This window comes from Aquiflexum gelatinilyticum, assembly GCF_024813435.1.
GTDB classification, from domain to species: Bacteria; Bacteroidota; Bacteroidia; order Cytophagales; family Cyclobacteriaceae; genus Cognataquiflexum; species Cognataquiflexum gelatinilyticum.
The window spans coordinates 266,091-283,349 of sequence record NZ_JANAEZ010000006.1; the positions used below are offsets into that span (position 1 = coordinate 266,091).

At 40.6% G+C, this 17,259-nt stretch carries 12 protein-coding genes; 2 read left to right on the forward strand and 10 right to left on the reverse strand.

Translation table 11 applies throughout. From position 1 onward, the window contains the following. Positions 1–69: 69 nt before the first annotated feature. A complete protein-coding gene (locus NK987_RS14880) occupies positions 70–1,101 on the reverse strand; it encodes a phosphotransferase enzyme family protein (protein WP_259264485.1) in 1,032 nt (343 codons plus the stop codon). A gap of 278 nt (positions 1,102–1,379) precedes the next feature. Here NK987_RS14880 and NK987_RS14885 point away from each other — a divergent pair, with 278 nt between their 5' ends. Further along, positions 1,380–3,158, forward strand: a complete 1,779-nt coding sequence (locus NK987_RS14885) for a sodium:solute symporter family protein (protein ID WP_259264486.1) — start codon at positions 1,380–1,382, stop codon at positions 3,156–3,158. 49 nt (positions 3,159–3,207) lie between these two features. Here NK987_RS14885 and gldD read toward each other — a convergent pair whose 3' ends face one another. After that, entirely contained in the window at positions 3,208–3,786 is a 579-nt protein-coding gene (gene gldD, locus NK987_RS14890; RefSeq protein ID WP_259264487.1) for a gliding motility lipoprotein GldD, read from the reverse strand. Positions 3,787–3,864: 78 nt separating this feature from the next. On the opposite strand from gldD, the gene NK987_RS14895 reads away from it, so the two are divergent. Next, positions 3,865–4,395 (forward strand): DinB family protein, encoded by a 531-nt coding sequence (locus NK987_RS14895; RefSeq protein WP_259264488.1) that lies wholly within the window; start codon positions 3,865–3,867, stop codon positions 4,393–4,395. A gap of 93 nt (positions 4,396–4,488) precedes the next feature. Here NK987_RS14895 and NK987_RS14900 read toward each other — a convergent pair whose 3' ends face one another. The 8 genes from NK987_RS14900 to NK987_RS14935 all read right to left on the reverse strand — a co-directional run bounded on the left by NK987_RS14900 (position 4,489) and on the right by NK987_RS14935 (position 17,206). Next, positions 4,489–5,091, reverse strand: a complete 603-nt coding sequence (locus tag NK987_RS14900) for a nitroreductase family protein (RefSeq protein ID WP_258424078.1) — start codon at positions 5,089–5,091, stop codon at positions 4,489–4,491. A gap of 104 nt (positions 5,092–5,195) precedes the next feature. Then, positions 5,196–5,777 (reverse strand): O-methyltransferase, encoded by a 582-nt coding sequence (locus NK987_RS14905; RefSeq protein ID WP_259264489.1) that lies wholly within the window; start codon positions 5,775–5,777, stop codon positions 5,196–5,198. A gap of 26 nt (positions 5,778–5,803) precedes the next feature. Beyond that, positions 5,804–7,303: a S10 family peptidase gene (locus tag NK987_RS14910; protein ID WP_259264490.1), complete on the reverse strand. Its 1,500-nt coding sequence runs from the start codon at positions 7,301–7,303 to the stop codon at positions 5,804–5,806. A gap of 103 nt (positions 7,304–7,406) precedes the next feature. Further along, the gene (locus NK987_RS14915) at positions 7,407–13,355 is read right to left on the reverse strand and encodes a carboxypeptidase-like regulatory domain-containing protein (RefSeq protein ID WP_259264491.1); all 5,949 of its coding nucleotides are present in this window, start codon (positions 13,353–13,355) and stop codon (positions 7,407–7,409) included. A gap of 166 nt (positions 13,356–13,521) precedes the next feature. After that, on the reverse strand, positions 13,522–14,985 hold the full coding sequence (locus NK987_RS14920) for an aldo/keto reductase (RefSeq protein WP_259264492.1): 1,464 nt from the start codon (positions 14,983–14,985) through the stop codon (positions 13,522–13,524). Position 14,986: 1 nt separating this feature from the next. Beyond that, on the reverse strand, positions 14,987–16,459 hold the full coding sequence (locus NK987_RS14925) for an APC family permease (protein ID WP_259264493.1): 1,473 nt from the start codon (positions 16,457–16,459) through the stop codon (positions 14,987–14,989). A gap of 62 nt (positions 16,460–16,521) precedes the next feature. Next, positions 16,522–17,067 carry a hypothetical protein gene (locus NK987_RS14930; protein WP_259264494.1) on the reverse strand — a complete coding sequence of 182 codons (546 nt, stop codon included), beginning with the start codon at positions 17,065–17,067 and terminating at the stop codon, positions 16,522–16,524. Between the two features lie 7 nt (positions 17,068–17,074). Further along, on the reverse strand, positions 17,075–17,206 hold the full coding sequence (locus tag NK987_RS14935; protein ID WP_259264495.1) for a hypothetical protein: 132 nt from the start codon (positions 17,204–17,206) through the stop codon (positions 17,075–17,077). Positions 17,207–17,259 lie beyond the last annotated feature (53 nt).

Below are 17,259 nucleotides of genomic sequence, written 5' to 3' on the forward strand. Positions count from 1 at the left end.
GGTTTAATTGTGTATACTTTAAAAGTTTAAATTTCCTACCCTCTACATTTTGGGTAAAATTTTAGACAATTATTTTACGAGTCCCCTCAATCCATTCAACAAACACATCTGATTTTTAGCCCGGTGGAGGTTTTGTTCTTCATAGTGAATGGTGTAATAGATATTTCCATTCAGGTAATCAGCCAGAAACCTAAATCCCATAATGCAGGTCATCATCAGTCCTCCAAATGGAAGGGAATTGATTTCCTCTTCTGTAAATACTCCATTGCCCACTTCCAAGAATCCTTCCAATAGGGCATTGTATTTGGCGTTTTCGACTTTGATTTTTTCCCAATCCTTCGAACTTTCGCCTTCCGTACAAGCTACTGTACGTACCAAATCACCAAAATCATAAAAGACATATCCCGCCATTAAGGTATCAAGGTCAATAACTGCATTTACTTTGGAAAAGTCATCCGCAAAAATCAGGTTATTGATTTTGGTGTCACTATGGGTCAATCTCAAAGGCAATTTCTCCTTCCAAACCAGGTATTGATCGACCAAGTCTTTTTGTCCTAAATAGAATTCGACCAGTTCTTTTAATTCTCCGCTCAAGATTCTTTTGGTATTTTTCAATGCCTCTAACAATTGGTTGTATCGGAGTTCCAGGTCATGAAATCCCGGAATGGCTTCCTGAAACTCTGATGCCGGAATGTGGATTCCTGCTTTTATAAACTGGGCGAATGCCTTTGCAGCAAGATAGGCAAGATGTGGATTTTCGATCTCATTGACGCATTTGCCTGATACAAATGGAGAAATCCTAAAGTAAGCCTCATCAATGAAAGTAAATAATTCGCCTGCTAAATTTGGGATCGGCAAAGGTAAAATATAAGATAGGTCCTTACTGTCAATTTGGTCTATCAGCAAAGAGTGATTATGAGAAATCCTTTCAGGAAATTTGAAGACATGGTTGTTGAACTGTTGGAGGATGAGCTTTTCATTTTTTGTCTCAATCAAGAAAGTCTGGTGGATATGGCCATCCCCAAATGGGCGGATTTGGGAAGGTTGGATATCCAAACCGTATTTTTTATTGAGAGTTGGTAACCAAGAAAAAGAGGCCATATCTTAAAATCAAGTTCAGTTGCAAAAGTAAGTTTTTGGAATCATTTCAGCAGTAGATTCTTAATGTGCATTCAACATTTGATTTTCCTTTATTTTTCAAAGAGAAGGGTTTCGATTGTAATTGTATTCAATCCCTTTTTTTTAACATTGAAAATCCTACCTTTTGCAATTATTGAGATATTATTTACATTAGTAAAATTTATTAAAGAAGTTTAGAGTAGTAAATTAAAAAAATCAATAAACTCAGCTTAATTTCAATCAATTCAACCCAAATCATTATGAATATATCCTTCATTGACTGGGCTATCATTGCGGCCTTTTTTATCATCTCTATGTTGATAGGTGTATTTGCCTCAAGGACAGCCGGTGCATCCGCAAAGGAATTTTTCCTTTCGGGAAGAAATATGCCTTGGTGGCTTCTAGGCGTATCGATGGTAGCCACAACCTTCTCAGCAGACACACCCAATCTGGTGACTGACATTGTAAGAAAACAAGGGGTTTCAGGCAACTGGGTTTGGTGGGCATTCTTACTGACAGGGATGCTAACGGTCTTTGTATATGCCAAACTTTGGAGACGGTCTGAGCTCACAACAGACCTCGAATTTTATGAAATGCGGTATAGTGGCAAGCCTGCAGCTTTTTTAAGGGCTTTCCGAGCTTTGTATTTGGGTGTCTTCTTCAATGTGGTCATCATGGCTACGGTTTCATTAGCTGCGATCAAAATCGGCGGTGTGATGTTGGGATTAAGTCCAACCGAGACTTTGCTTCTCGCTTCAGTAGTGACAGTCATTTATAGTTCTTTAGGTGGATTGAAAGGTGTCTTGCTTACTGATTTCTTTCAGTTTTTTATTGCCATGGCAGGATCTATCGGGGCAGCGTTTTACATTTTGGATATGCCCGAAATCGGTTCTTTGAATAATTTGCTCACTCATCCAAATGTATCTGAAAAACTTAATTTCCTACCGGATTTCAATGACTGGAACCTCATTATTCCATTGCTGATCATGCCACTCGCCATTCAGTGGTGGGCTACATGGTACCCTGGGGCAGAACCCGGTGGTGGTGGCTATATCGCCCAAAGGATGCTTTCCGCAAAGGATGAAAAGAATGCTATCGGCGCAACATTGTTTTTCAATATTGCCCACTATGCCATGAGGCCTTGGCCGTGGATTATTGTTGCACTTGCATCACTGATTATTTTCCCCCAGATTACTGATTTGGGTGTGGCTTTTCCAAATATTCCTGCTGACAAATTGGGGGATGACTTGGCTTATTCAGCCATGTTGACTTTCCTGCCGACAGGATTGATAGGAATTGTCCTGGCATCTTTGATTGCTGCAGTGATGTCCACACTTTCGACACACCTCAATTGGGGATCTTCTTATGTTGTGAATGATTTTTATCTCAGGTTTTTGAAACCAACAGCTACTGACAAAGAACTTGTGATGGTTGGAAGGATTTCTACCGTACTGTTGATGGTTTTTGCAGCAGTCCTTGCTTTGGCACTTTCCAATGCTTTGGAAGCATTCAATATCCTGCTTCAGATCGGAGCAGGTACAGGACTGATTTTTATTCTTCGTTGGTTTTGGTGGAGGATCAATGCCTACACAGAGATTTTCGCCATGTTGATTTCATTTATTGTGGCAATATTCTTTGAGGTGATCAATCCAAAAGTAGGATGGATTTTGATCCCTGAAAACCAAGCTTACCTCAAATTACTTTATGGGGTGGGAATTACCACTGTAGGTTGGGTATTGGTCACTTTATTTACCAAACCTGAAAATGATGAAATCTTACTGTCCTTTTACCGAAAAGTTCGACCGGCTTCCTTTGGATGGAAAAAACTCTTGGATAGGTATCCGAATGAAAAGCAGGAACAGGGACAATTGCCTATGGAGATCGGGTTGATGCTAATCGGCTCGGTGATGGTTTATGCAGCCTTATTTGCAGTAGGATTCTGGATTTATGGAAATGTAATGCCTGCTATCATTGCGACTATTGTTGCTATCATAGGAGGAGCCGTCATTATCAAAAGCTGGAAAAAACTTACTTTCTAACCCGCTTCTTTAAACATTAAATAGCCATCCAGTTAAAAATTGGATGGCTTTATTTTTTGAATTCAAGTGTATTGATCAAATGGATCATGTCCACTTTGATGTATTCAATGGCAGGAGCAAGCGAATCATTTTTCATAGCCGTATTGAAATACAAAGCTCCCCTCAAAAAATTCTTGGTCGAATCGGTTACAAAAAACTGGAATTGTGTAGGGACTTCTCCAGAAAGTTCGGCTACAACACCGGTATATCCTTTTGGTGTCAGCATCATGGATTCTTCAATCCCATAAGCTTTGATCTGATGCTTGGCAGTGAGGTTGATGGCATCATTTACCACTGTTTTGATGTCTTTTCCATCTGTATTCAAAGCCAGATAAGTAAGGTGGACTTTTCCTCCCAAAGATTCATAATTCAGGTTGATCCAGGATTTTTCGGCTAGGTTAAAAGAATCCGGTTCCACAATGGCATGCACAGAATGCTCAAACGAATAGGGTACATCATTTTTCAAAGCAATAAATTCCCTTTCAGGAAGGTCCAAACGGTTATACCCTTTGGGCTTCGGAAGGTAATCAGAACTACAACTGAGGAGTATAAAAAGTAAAATCAACGATATATAATTCCTTTTCATCATGGCCCAAATTTATCAAAATGGTTTGATTTGAGTATTGGATAACGGATATTTATAGAAAAACATCAAAATCCAATTTTTATGAAAGCCAAAAAACTAATTTCAAAAATCGCAATGGTCGTATTTGCATTGGTATGTACTACAGCTATTGCCAACGCACAGACTACAATTTCAGAATTTGTAGCCAAATGGGATAACAGCAAAGCGTTTACGCTGGAAGTTGTGGACAAAATGCCTGACAACCTTTTAGATTATAAACCAGATGCAGGAGCAATGAGTTTTAAAGAGCAGGTTACCCACCTATCAGGAGCTATGGTGATGATCAGTTCAAGGTTTTTGAATGGTGCTGCGCCAAGTTTTGCTGCTGACGCCAAACCAGCCACAAAAGCTGAATTGAAAACATTTGTAGAAAACTGTTATGCCTACACCAGAGCGACAGTTGCAAACTTGAGCGAGGCTCAACTGGCAGAAGTCGTGGACATATTCGGCGGAAAAGGTTCAAGGCGTCAGGTTATCGGTTTGATTGATGACCACACCACCCACCACAGGGGAGCTGCGATTTCTTATATCCGTGCCAATGGTATTGAGCCTCCACAATATAGAGGCATGTAATCATTTTAATGTGAAATTAGGTAAGAGGTAAAAGGTAAGAGGTTTTCGATTTTGACTTCTTACTTTTTACCTTTTACTTTTTACTCTCTTTATTTACCTTACCCAATCAGTTTTTTCAGCAGCAGGCTTTCTTTTTCCGACTGGCCAATTTTCAGTTGCAGGTTTTGCGATATAGAAAAATCCCATCAGCATGTCCTCTTCTTCCAAGCCAAACCAAGGCTTCGCTTCAGGCCAAAATGTAGGCCCTCCCGTCCCCCAAAACGCTGCCAAACCATGGGCAGAGGCCGAAAGGTACATGTTTTGGACAGCCATGGCTACAGCTGCTATTTCTTCCATCACAGGAAGACCTGCTTTGGGATCATGTTTCATTTTTATGGCGATGATATGAGATGCTTTTAAAGGATTTTCTTTGAACCTCATGTAGGCAGCTTCGTTGAAAGTCCCGTTTTTGGTTGTTCTTTCTTTGTACAACTCAGATTGGTAATCAGCAAACTTCTGTCTTCCATCTCCTGCAAATACGATGAAACTCCACGGTTCTGTCAATTTGTGTGAAGGCGCCCAAGTGGCATTTTCCAGTATTTCCTCGATGACGGCGTCATCTACAGGATCATTTTCTTTGAATTGGGCAAAAAACATGGACCTACGTCCACGGATGATTTTATTGACTTCGGTGATATTGAAATCCGGCTTTTCCATAAAGGTTATTTTTGATTGAAACTGTCAGGTGTGTAAATGCGAAAAAAAGAGAAATGGTTTCGTATGTAAATAAAAAAACAGGAAAGTTGGGTAATTTCTCTCCTTCACTTAATTTTCACACCGATGATAATTCCTGTCGCCCAATCCAATTTCGTCAGCTTCAAGTCTGTTCTTTGGTCAAGCTTTTTGACAAATTCGATGGCTTTTTCGGCATGGCCTTCAGGCCAATTGGGTTGTGGCAACATGTCATCTACAATATATAGTCCTCCTGGATTAAGCATGTCAAGGACTTCTTCTAAGAGCAAATATTTACCATGCCAGGTATCGGCAAAAATGTAATCAAAGCGCTTATTTATATTTGTAAGAATCCAATCTTCCCCATCGGAAAGGACAAGTGACAAACGGGAGTCTTTTCCCAAATGTGTTTTGGCAATATTCAAAACCGATTTATCATTGTCGATTGAAATCAAAGTGCTGCTTTTATCCATTCCGTTTAAGATCCATGAAGTGGAAAGCCCGGTTCCGGTTCCCAATTCCAAAAATCTACCCGAAGGCTTGGACGCAGCCAAGGTCCTCAACAGCGAACAGGTAAGCATGTCTGATGGCATTGTGAAACCAAGTACTTTGGTGGCTTCATCTATGGCAAAATAAGACTCGGGAATGTTTTGAATATCTTGATCGTTCATCAAAGTAGTGTTTGTGTATTCCTTTATTATTTCTGGATAAATCCCCTGATATCTTTCACCAATTTTTCAAAATCCGTTAGGTGGTTGTACATCATGTGGCCTCCTTCGTAATAAAATAGCTGCACCCTTTCCATTGGGATATCATGTCGTGCAAAGGTGTATTCTGCATCCAAAAAAGGTGTGATCAGGTCATAATATCCATTGGCCACCATGACTTTTAGGTCTTTATTGCGGCGCATGGATTCGCCGAGACTTCGGGCGACATTGACATAGGAAGGTTCCCAATAAGAACCCTCAGGAACGGGCCTCCAATTCCATTTGCCACCAATACTGCCGTTGGAGGTCAGGTATGGCCGGTCCACTTTGATTTGCAATGTTTTGGCGAAATAATCCTGCAGGGCAGCAGTGTAAGCCGCATCAATGGCATAGCTAGAAGGATCGCCCAAGGTCGGTGAGGCTGCAGTTTGGTCGCCTTCTTCCCCAAGATATCTGCCATCTAAAGTCCCTATGGTTTTCCCATCTTTTCTAAGCAATTCTTTCTTGAATCTACCAGTGAGGATTCTGTTGTCAGATAGAAGAATATATTCTTTTTCCAGTCCCAAAAAGTAGGATATTCTTTGAGCAATTTTTTCTTTCTCCTCGACTGTAGATTGGTTGCCTTTGTACAATGCCGGCAAATATTCATTATAGGCAAATGCCCTTGCTTCCGCTACAAAATCTTCCATTTTTTTACCCTGACCGGCTTTGCCATGGTACCAAGCAGTGGCAGCCATAGTGGGAAAATAGGTGAAATAGGAGGCGATATTGTCATGCATTGAAGTTGAACCCTGATAATCCAATGCCTGTGATATCAAGATCAGACCATTCAAAGCCACAGCCTGACCACCACTCTCCAAAGCCGCCGTGACAGCAGAAGCCCTAGTGGTACCATAACTTTCCCCTGCAATGTATTTTGGGGATTGCCATCTTTGATGCTTGGTGATCCAAAGGCGGATAAACTGCGCTATAGACTTGGCATCTTCCGTCAATCCCCAAAAATCTTCTACCTTGCCTTTGCCAATTACCTTACTAAACCCTGTCCCCACAGGATCAATAAACACCAAGTCTGTGATATCCAACAAAGCCAATTCATTATTGACCAAGTCAAAAGGAGCCGCCCCATCATCAGTTTTTGCCTCAGAATCCACCTTGACTATTTTGGGACCAAAGACTCCCATATGCAGCCAGACAGACGCTGAACCGGGCCCTCCGTTGAAAATAAAGGTGACGGGCCGCTTCCCTGAATCGGTTTCAGGTTTGATATAGGAAGTGGACCAAAGCGCAGCCACCGGTTCACCATCATTGTTTTTCAGAAATGTCTCTCCTGATATGGCTTTGTAGCTGATGGACTTCCCATGAAAAGTCCCTTGATGGGAAGTCTCAAAAACCAATGGATCGGGAATTGGAGCAGTTTTTTCAGTTTCTTGGGAAAATACACGGACTGAGTTGAAAAGAACGAAAAGAACGGAAAAGCATAATTTCTTCATGATATCATATTTTGATATGGGGTATAAGTTACAAGGTTTTTAATAAAGGCCGGAAAAAAGAACATGACTCAGAACAATCTATTCCCATTTCTTCGGATTCGAATTAATCTTCTATCCTTACTTTCTTTAGACCTTCATTGGCATTGATAGTAGGAAAGTACATCATTTCTATTTTGGCTGGGTTGAGGGTGTACGTTCCGGTAAATCTAGGTTCTAAGGATATTCTGAAGGTATGGTTCCCTTTTGGCAAATTTTCGCAGAAAATTGCTGTTTCCTCCAAGAAGTATTCCCGGTGGGTCTCCCAATTGCTGCGGTTGGATTTTTTACCATAGCTACAACCGCCGGGGATAGGAACGTTGATCATTACAAAAGAAGCATCTTCCTTTACCCTGACCTCCACCATCAATGCCACTTCAGTACCTGCTTTGAGCAAGTTCCCATTATTTTCCTCAAATCGGGTAGTGATTTCGAAAGCCCCTTTTTTAGGATCAGGGTTTGGATTCCAGAAATTTTCAGAATAAGAGTAATACAAAGGGAGGTTTCCTGTTTTTCTTATTATCAAAGGCTGTGTGGCGTTGAATTCTTCGATAAATGGAAATTTGGAAATACTTGCATCGATATCTCCCTTTACCATGACCGATTGGTTTCCGGCAAATTTAGATTCCTTAACCATTTCAGGAATTAACGTTTCCAAAACTCTAGACGAAAGGTAGGTATTGATCCAGTTTCCTTTTTCCCTTTTCTCAAAAAGATAATTACGGATACTTCTGAGTACTGAATCTGGTGTATCTTGATTGTTTTTAAGGATTTTGTATGCCAAAAGACTTAAGGCAATGTCCCCGTTTTGCCAATTGGATTCTTCCAAACCTGAACCATAATAAGTGTTCCCTAAAATGGAATTCCTTTGGTATTTATCCAATTCATTTATTGAAATCTCCTGATTGAGCCTGGATTTAATCCACAGCAGACCCAAATCATGTGAAACAGTTTCTTTTTTGGTTTTTTCCAAATCTTCCATCAGCCTCGTGAAGCCCACTTGACTTCTTAAAGAAATAAAAGCATGAATGATTTTTGATTTGGTTTCAAAATCTTTTTCCTTGTCCCAATACCGAAGTAGTACTTCTTCCAAAGCAGGTTTGGAAAATCCTGCTTCAAACCCTTTTTCTTGAGCCATCCCCAATGCCTCCACCACATGAAGGGTGATCCAAAGACTTTCCCCGGAATCATTCCACCAACCCCACATTCCATTTGACTGTTGGTTTCTTTGGAGTGATGTTATCAGTTTACGAAGGACTTTTTCTTGCTCAAATGGCTTGCTTTTCCAAAAGTCAAGGTCTCTTTGAAGCAAAAGTGCTTTGACTTTGGATGCCATTTGCTCATTGCATAAATAGCGATAGGAGTGGATAAATGCCAATTCTTCTTCATAAATCCCAGAAAGGTCTGACCAAAATGTTAATTTGGAAGCCATCGCTGAGGTATCCGTTATCAAAGTGAAAACAGTATCTGCTTCCAAGATGCCAAAATGACCTTTGGTTTGGGACATGCCCTGAGGAAAGACAGGAATTTCTCGGATTTCTCCGTCCTTGAACCCTTTCTTGGTCTGTAATTGGTATTGGATTTTGAGAGAATCTTTTGAGACCAAAGTGAGACTGTCTACCCGGATATCCGTAAGGATTCCAGTCCGCTTTGGCAAGGTTGGGTTACCGTTGATTTCAAACCCTGTTTCTACCTCCAAAGAATCTCCCATATAATTCAGTGATTTTCCGAGAATTCTTGCTGTATCATTGGTTATCAAAAATCTAGGAATAAATAATTGAGCCACCACTGGCATGTAAGACCTTATCAAACCTTGGTTTTTGCCATTTTGCTTCTTCCCGTTCATTGCAAGCACATGTGTTTGCCAAGCTGTGATATCATCGGGGAATTTGACTTTGAAACTTGCTTTTCCCTCCTCATCTGTAATCAAATCAGGTTGCCAAAATGCAACATCCGAAAAATTATTCCGGATTTTCCCGCCTCCGGCATTTTCCCAATCCAATCCCTCATCTTGAGTTTGATCATTGATTTTTTCTTCTTGGAAATATATCAGGATAGCACCATTCTTACCCTTTTCACCAAACCGTTTAAAAGCCTCTTCCCCGAGAAGACTTTCAACCTTTTTCGCTTGGGTTAAATCCAATAAATTCAATTCTCCAAGAAAAACTTTCCCATCAATCAATATCAGGGGCTTTTCTTGAAAGTTTACAGAAGACATTCCCCTTATCTGAAGATTGACTCCTTTTCCTGCATCTTGGATAGCTACTCCCGCAACTCTGCCTTGAAGCATTCCTTCCACTTCTTCAAAATCAAATTCAGCATCGACTACTGTCGTAGCATAAGATAAAGTTCTTTTGGTTTGCATCACTCCATATCCGGTCACAATTACCTCTGAAAGTGCCCTGACATCAGGTTCCATTTGAATTCTGTCAGGTATTCCTTGGCTAATCCTGAAGTTGGTAGACTTATACCCAACAAATGAAACCACCAACTCCGAATAGCCATATGGCACGACCAATTCATAATAGCCATCCAAATTAGTGCTCGCCCCATGGGCCAATCCTTCGACAATGACCGTAGCTCCGGGTAATCCAAATCCTGTTTCATCTACTATATACCCTGAAACCAAAATCCCAGGTCCAGAATATTTATTATTTTCCAAATAGGTCCTTTGGAATCCCACTAATTCTCTTTGTTCAAAAAGTAAATCTGAAGGGCTATCATTGAAAAGATTCTTTTCTATCAATTGCACGAGTTTTTGACTGAAAGCATCCTTTTTCGAAGAAATAGGAAACGGGACTTTTACGAAGTTCAATCCATCCTTCAGGACCTCGATCGAATCAATCTTGGAATAGGAAGATCCTTTAAAAAGTAAAAAGACTTCATATTTTCCGGGTTTTAAGTCGTGAAAAACCTTTGCGCTTCCCGGATAAATCCTGATGTCATTCAAATTGCTTTGATTGAAAATCAAAACGTTGATCGGAAGGCTTTCCATGGGTAATTGTTTATCAAATCCCAATTCTAATCTCCCTCTCCCTTTAGTTGTATTATTGGGGTTAATATATTGTGCTTTTTCTATCCTTAACTTTTCCAGGTGTGACTGCCAAAGTTCAAACAATTTTTCCTCAGTCATTACCTGTTCTCCTAATGGATTCGATATAGATACCCTGGAGGATTGGGTGGGTAGGATATATTCATTCAGAGATCTCATTTTGAGCAAGCCTTCCCTAAAGTCATATTCATAATAAGGTTCGTGGTGAAAGCCTGTCGTGAATCCGTTGATTAATTTGAAATCCAAAAAACCATAGACAGGACCTGCCAAATAGGTCTTTTTTGAATTTGGGCCATTACCCAAACCCAGGTTGATCACATTTTTGTCTGTCTTCAAATAAGAAAAGCCTCTGATAAAGGGGTTTCTGTAGGGAAAGATGTAATTGTAAAGGTGGTTTTTCTCCGTTTGAGAAAATTCCAGTTCAGCTTCTTCAACATTCATTTTACCCTTATAAAGGGAAGGATCAATGGAAATAATCGTCCGCTTATTGGCCTCAAAATAAACACTGTCTAAAGTTATGATCTGATCTTCCAATCGGAATTTCAGTTGTCTATACCCTGGATCAATGAGGAAAGAATAAGGTTGCTGAATAGTATTCCAATAGAAATAAACCGGAACCTTGTCTACATAAATAACCGAAACTGGCTCAAAATTCCCATTTTTAAGTATGAATGGAGAAAACTGCGTCAAGCCACTCTCAGTAGGATGTTCGAATCTATACAGTTTGGATTCGGGGTAAATAAACTGAAAATAAGAGATTGAATCCAAGGAAGCCAGTATCTTCCATGCAGGGTAGTTTAGAGGCCTCTCAATCAAGTCAGGCTTGGTGTTGGTAATGGTAAAGTTGTTGATCAGTTTCTTTCCTTTGGGACTTTTTCCAAGTGAAGGCAAGGAAGGTGCTTCGAAATTGAATTTTTTGGTCAATCCAAATGCAGTCAGGTCTACCCCTTCCACAGGGCGGTTTTTATAATCTTTTACTTCTATTTGGATTTCAGTTTCCTCGCCTGGATAAATTAATACAGGCTCTTGAGAATTTATTTGCAGCCTGTATTTCTGCAAAGGAATTTGATAGGTTTGGTATTGTATTTCTCCTGCCCATAGGTAATTCAGTGACAGAAAGTAATTCTTTTCGCCCTTGTTTCGCATTCGAACTGCTTGACTTGGTTGTTGACCTGATTGGACCAAATTATTGCCATAGTATAAAAAATATGTGACAGGAACTTTGCGGGGGTTTTGTATGGCAAAGGTTAGCTCCTCAGGGTTGCGGGAAATTACCACAGAAACTTTTGCGCTTTCCTCTGCAACTGAAAACACCTGATCTTTACCTGAACATTCAACAATATATTCTGAAATTAATGTGTTAAAAGGAATTCTAAATGGGGGTAATATGCTTTCCACCAATTCTTTGTTTCCGAAATAATCTCTTCCAAAGAGAAGGATTTTTTCAGATGATTCTTTCGGATTATTGTATTTGACAGATAGCGAATCATTTTCCAACATCATGGAAAATGGTTCGTCAAAAGCCTTGAAAAACCCTGAAATATTTTCCTCCAAACGCTCATTTTCAGCATTTAACAATACTGTCTTGATAGCATAGTCCAAATCTGACATAGGGAAAATGGAATCGGGAATAGCTATCTCTGTTGGGCTATTTGTCAAGAGTTCCCTTTCAATAAACTGTAATGTATCCGGTAAAAAGACAATGCTGTCGTGAAAGATTTTGGGATGGTGGGGGAAAACCCAAATTTGTACCCTTCCATCTTTAATCCTTAGTCCATTTTCGTCTTTTGCAGATAGCGTTAAAATTTGCTCCTTTCCCCTGACATGTATGTCTGAGGATAAGCTGATTTCCAAACTGTTCCGCTTTAATTCATATTCTTCTATCTCTAAATTTCTTGACATCAATTCATCCTTATTTTTGTCAAGCAGGCGAATTTGTGCATACTGGTCAAGCTTGAGTTTAAGGGAATCATGAAGGTGTAAACTGTACGAAAAAGCTCCTTCCCGAAACGGTTGAACCGTTGTGGAATATTTTTTTTCTGAACCCTGATACAGCTCTAACTCTACTTCATTGGTATATGGTTTGCCTCTTTTGTTGACCAAATAGCTCTTCATATTTAAGGTATCCAACGGTTTGTATTTAGGCTTGTCAAAAACCATATAGCCTTTCAGATGTGATTCATATGAACTGTAATCTCTCCAATCGCAATGGTAATCATCAAAAATACAAGCAGTGCTATGGTAAGCTCTTTGGAAAAAATCGGAAATCTTATAAATGGAACCCTGGACGTAACCGGTTTTTATCGACTTGTATCCATCTACCGGAATCAAAAGAACAAACCTTACCGGTATCCAGACATACCGGATTGGGGTGCCGTAGAGGATATTGTTTTTGGTGATTTTGAATGTTGAATTATTCAGTTTTTTTTCCAAAAAAAAGAAACTCGTTTTTCCTGCATATGTAACTTTAACTACCCCGCTTTTATTGGATTTTTTGTCTTGGTAAGATTCGGTTTTGGGATCAAAGGTTAGTTTTTTCCCGTCAGCACTTACTTCGGCCTTTTTGATGATTTTTTCGTCCGGCCCATAAACTTGGATGTTTAGATCCCTATCGTTTTTGATAATAAAAATTCTTACAGGTTGTATTGACGTAATTTCAATCCTTTGTCTGTTTTTCAAAGCAAAAGTTTTCAAATAATGACCATCAGGTAAATCACCTTGATATTCTTCACTCATAGGAAATGAATCAATCAAAGTATGAAAAAATGATTCCTTGATTCCTTTTTCGCCGGAGGTGTAAATAACTTCGGCTTCAAGGTCAGTTATTTTGTATATGTATGAAAAATGGCTTGTCTGTTTGCTGTTTAGCAAATTTTGGCCAAAGCTTAGCTTTGGCACAAGAAAAATTATGAAAGCAATCTGAAACAGGGAAACTATATGGAGGAGAAGGTAAATTTTTTTCATAGGCAAGTCCCAATACCGGCGAATTCGACCTTTTCAAATGAAGCCTGAACTGAAAACTAATCTACGTAATTTTTAACTAAGAAAAGTTAGGGTCCCGAAAAAATGGCAATTTTAGAAAACACCGATCTTTAAACCAACCTTGAAACTTTAAAAACTTTTTAACCTTCTAACTACCAACTTCCGCTTCTGCCTCTATCTCTACCAAATACCCCTCTCCTACCAATTTTGCTTCCACCAAAGTATTGGCGGGCTGAATGGCGGCAAAACGCTGTCCGTGGGCCATGGCCACAGCTTCCCAATCATTTATATTGTTGACAAAAATTCTGGTGCGGATCACATCTTCCATTTTTCCACCAAGTGAAGTGATTGCCGCTTCGATTTTATCAAGGACAAAATGTGCCTGTGCCCCAGCGTCTTTTCCCCCGATCATCCGATGACCATGGGTTGCGGTGGTTCCGGAGACAGAGATCCTGTTTCCCCTTCTTGTGGCACGACTGTAACCGGCCATTCCTTCCCAAACTGTCCCGCTGAATACCTGTAAACTTCCATTTGCTCCTTCTTTAACTTCAAAAGGTTTTGGAAAAGAATCAAGATGGTGGCTGAGGTCGCCTGAAGCGGTAAGAAATGGTGGTTTCCTATACTCGTCTCCACAGTCTCCGGGAATCGGAGTCAATATCGATTGTGCCTCTTGAATAGTGGCTTTGTCTTTTTCTGATAGCGAAAAGGAAAATAGTTTCATCGTTTCTTCTATATGGGCGCTTTGTCCCAATCTGGCACCGATGATGACTCCACCTACCTGAGGCTGCTCGAGGATGAATTTGGTGGCCACATTGGCAATGGAAACTTGGTGTTTTTCAGCTATTCCTGCAACGGTCTCTAAAAGATGTTGGAATTTTGCCCAACCTCCTGCCGCATCAATGAATCTTTTGTATTTCATCTGGGACCAAGTCGCTTCATTTTCCAAAAGCGGTTCCGTTTTTCCCAACCATTTTTCAGATAGGAATCCACCTGCCAAGGTTCCAAAAGCAAGGATTTTGACCCCGTATTCCTGACATACTTTTGCCATTTCTCCCGAAGCCCTTTGGTCGATCAAAGAATAACAAATTTGGTTGGACACAATCGGAATGCCTGATGAGCAAGCTATCCGCAGGTGGGCCGAATCAAAATTGGTCAGCCCGATATGCTTGATCAATCCTTCTTCCTTCAATTCTTTCAGCCAAAACAATTGGTCCAGCCAGGTTGGGTCAGGGTAACTCCAGGCATGGAACTGCAACAGGTCGATCCGTTTTGTTTGAAGTCTGTCAAGAGAAACCTGGATTGCAGCCCTTGTTTCTTCGAGGCTTGATTTGCCGGGTTTGGGAACCCACTTGGTCAAAAGCGTAGCTTTTTTGCCGATGGGGTGAGTGTTTTTGAAAGTTCCCGCGATGATTTCTGCCGAACCATAATGGTCAGCCATGTCAAAGGTAGTCAGCCCCGCTTCCACATATGGCGCCATGGCAAGGGAGGTGACATTCGGGTCAAGGATATTGCCCTCCTTTTCCATATCGGCGATCTGCCAAAGTCCGGTCAATACTTTTGATATGCGCAGGTCGGGCGCCAGTTCGGTATATTTATCAATCATTTTGTTCATATCAAGGCAATTTTTCAAATAGAGATTTGGTGTCTATTCCTTTGTTTTTTAGCTGCTTAAATTTAAAAAAGAATATCAGGGAAGCCAGCCCCATGACAATCAGCCAAATCGGAGTTGAATGGAAATACCAGGCTTCTGTATTGCTGCTGAGGTCTTTCCAGGTGTGGATTGCAAGGAAAAAGACCAAGACCAATGTCCCCGCCCAACCCAATGCGGCCCGGGTTTTTCTGTTCTTTATGATTTTGATATCTGAAGCCAATGTGGGATTTACTTTGTCAATAGTCAATAAAGTCAAGCACATCAAGAGAAAATTCACCATCATGGAGGTCACCATGATATCAATGCCCAAAAAGAAATCGCCCGCAAAATGGCTTCCCAAGATCCCTATGCTTGCCATGACCCCGCTTAGAATTATTGCCGCATACGGTGTGTGGAATCGCGGGTGGATTTTAGTGAAATATTTGGGAAAGATACCATCCTCTGCCCAGGCAAACATCAGCCTCGAAACTGAAAGCAGCATAGCGGGAAGGTCATTGATCAATGCGATCGCCGCTCCGGCGACAATCACCACTGTTAAACCTGATGGAAGCAAGTAGCCCATCAAACCCGGTGCTGTGATTTCTTTTTGCGAAGCTTCTTCGGCTACAAAAGACCAAGGTACAGCATGATAGACAGCGCTGGTGAAAAGCATATAATAACCACCTACTATGACAATGGTCAAAGCAATCGCCAACGGGAGTCTTTTGGTGGGATTCTTGGCCTCTCCTCCCGCCTGTGCAATGCTGTCAAATCCAATAAAACTTGCAAACAACAAAGCCCCTGCTGAAAGGAAAGTAGGCAAGTGGAAGTCTGCTCCAAATGAAGGTGAGATATCTCTTCCTTCTTTTTTCAATATTGATTGTGCAAAATCTATTTGTGTAAATGAAAAACCTGCTACGATTACTACTCCTCCCATCACAAACATCAAGACCATCAGTGGAATAACCGTCTTTTCATAAAGACTTGCACCTCGGATATTGACATAAACAAAAAGCCATACCAAAACCAAAGCTAATGTCACCCTGATAAGCCCGGTTTCCAATAGTGCTGCCAATGAAGTCCATTCCAATGCTGTAGCAATATCCCTCAAAAATGGAACTGTCACATAAGCCACCACTCCGATGACGATAGAGAGTCCAAACCATTGGGAAAAGCTCGCCACAAAACCCAAATAAGGATTAAGTCCACGGCTCGCATAGACATAACTTCCGCCGGCCCTGGGCATGGCTGTAGCGAGAATACTATAGGCAAATGCAGCCAATAGTGCAGGAATTGCTGCGAATATAAACGCAGGTAATACATAAGGCCCGATTCCCGGAATGTGCCGCTGGATCATAAAAGGCACAACATTGATCGACGCGCCAAGCATGGAACAGACTCCGGTAGCCACTAGTCCCATCAACCCAAGCTGCCTGGTAAGCGTTGGCTCTGTCATAATAAAATAATTTGAGAGTTACCCATCGGACCAAATTTCAATTTATTTCCCGTATTTCAAAATCAGGGATTTTGGGTGGGCATTTTCGGTTTTAATTGCTTTGAGGTGACTTTGAATTTTTTTGTAAAGTAGATAATCAATGGCACAAAAATCACAGTGGGCAATAACCAGGCAATAACGATCGGGTCTGTTTGCCAGTTTTGGACTAAAAATGCTGTCACTGTCGCGATGAATGCCCCCATCATCCTGCTGATATGCCTATTAAGAAACCATCCTTTGGAATAGGTAGAAAGCTTCTTAGCATGGAAAAGGTCAGTGGTCAGCATGGAGATCAGGATAGCACTGAAAACAAAAAACACAATCAAAATTCCACCGATATTTTTCCAATCAAATTGAATAATGTATCCTGCGGGAATCAATACAGTGAGAAATCCAACTCCAATAAAAATATAATCCCAAAATCCGAACTTCAGTTTGGAGTTTCTCCTAAACTGTAAAAATCGATAACCGGTCAAGGTCATATAGGTACTGAATCCACCGACTATCAGGAGAAAAAGGTTTCCTTTTGGGATGGCTATACCAAAGGCAGTTATGCTTATTCCAATCATCGACCAACTAATAGATTTTTCCTGCCGGATTGTGGCCTTTTCCTCCTTTTTTAAAAATTATGGCCAAAACTCCTGACAACAAAGCAATTGAACCAAAAAACACATGACTCAGGGTAAAAATTTCAAGGTACTGTTTCATTTGGGTTTTTTACTTTTTGGAAAATACTAAAGTTGAGAGCTAATATTTTAACT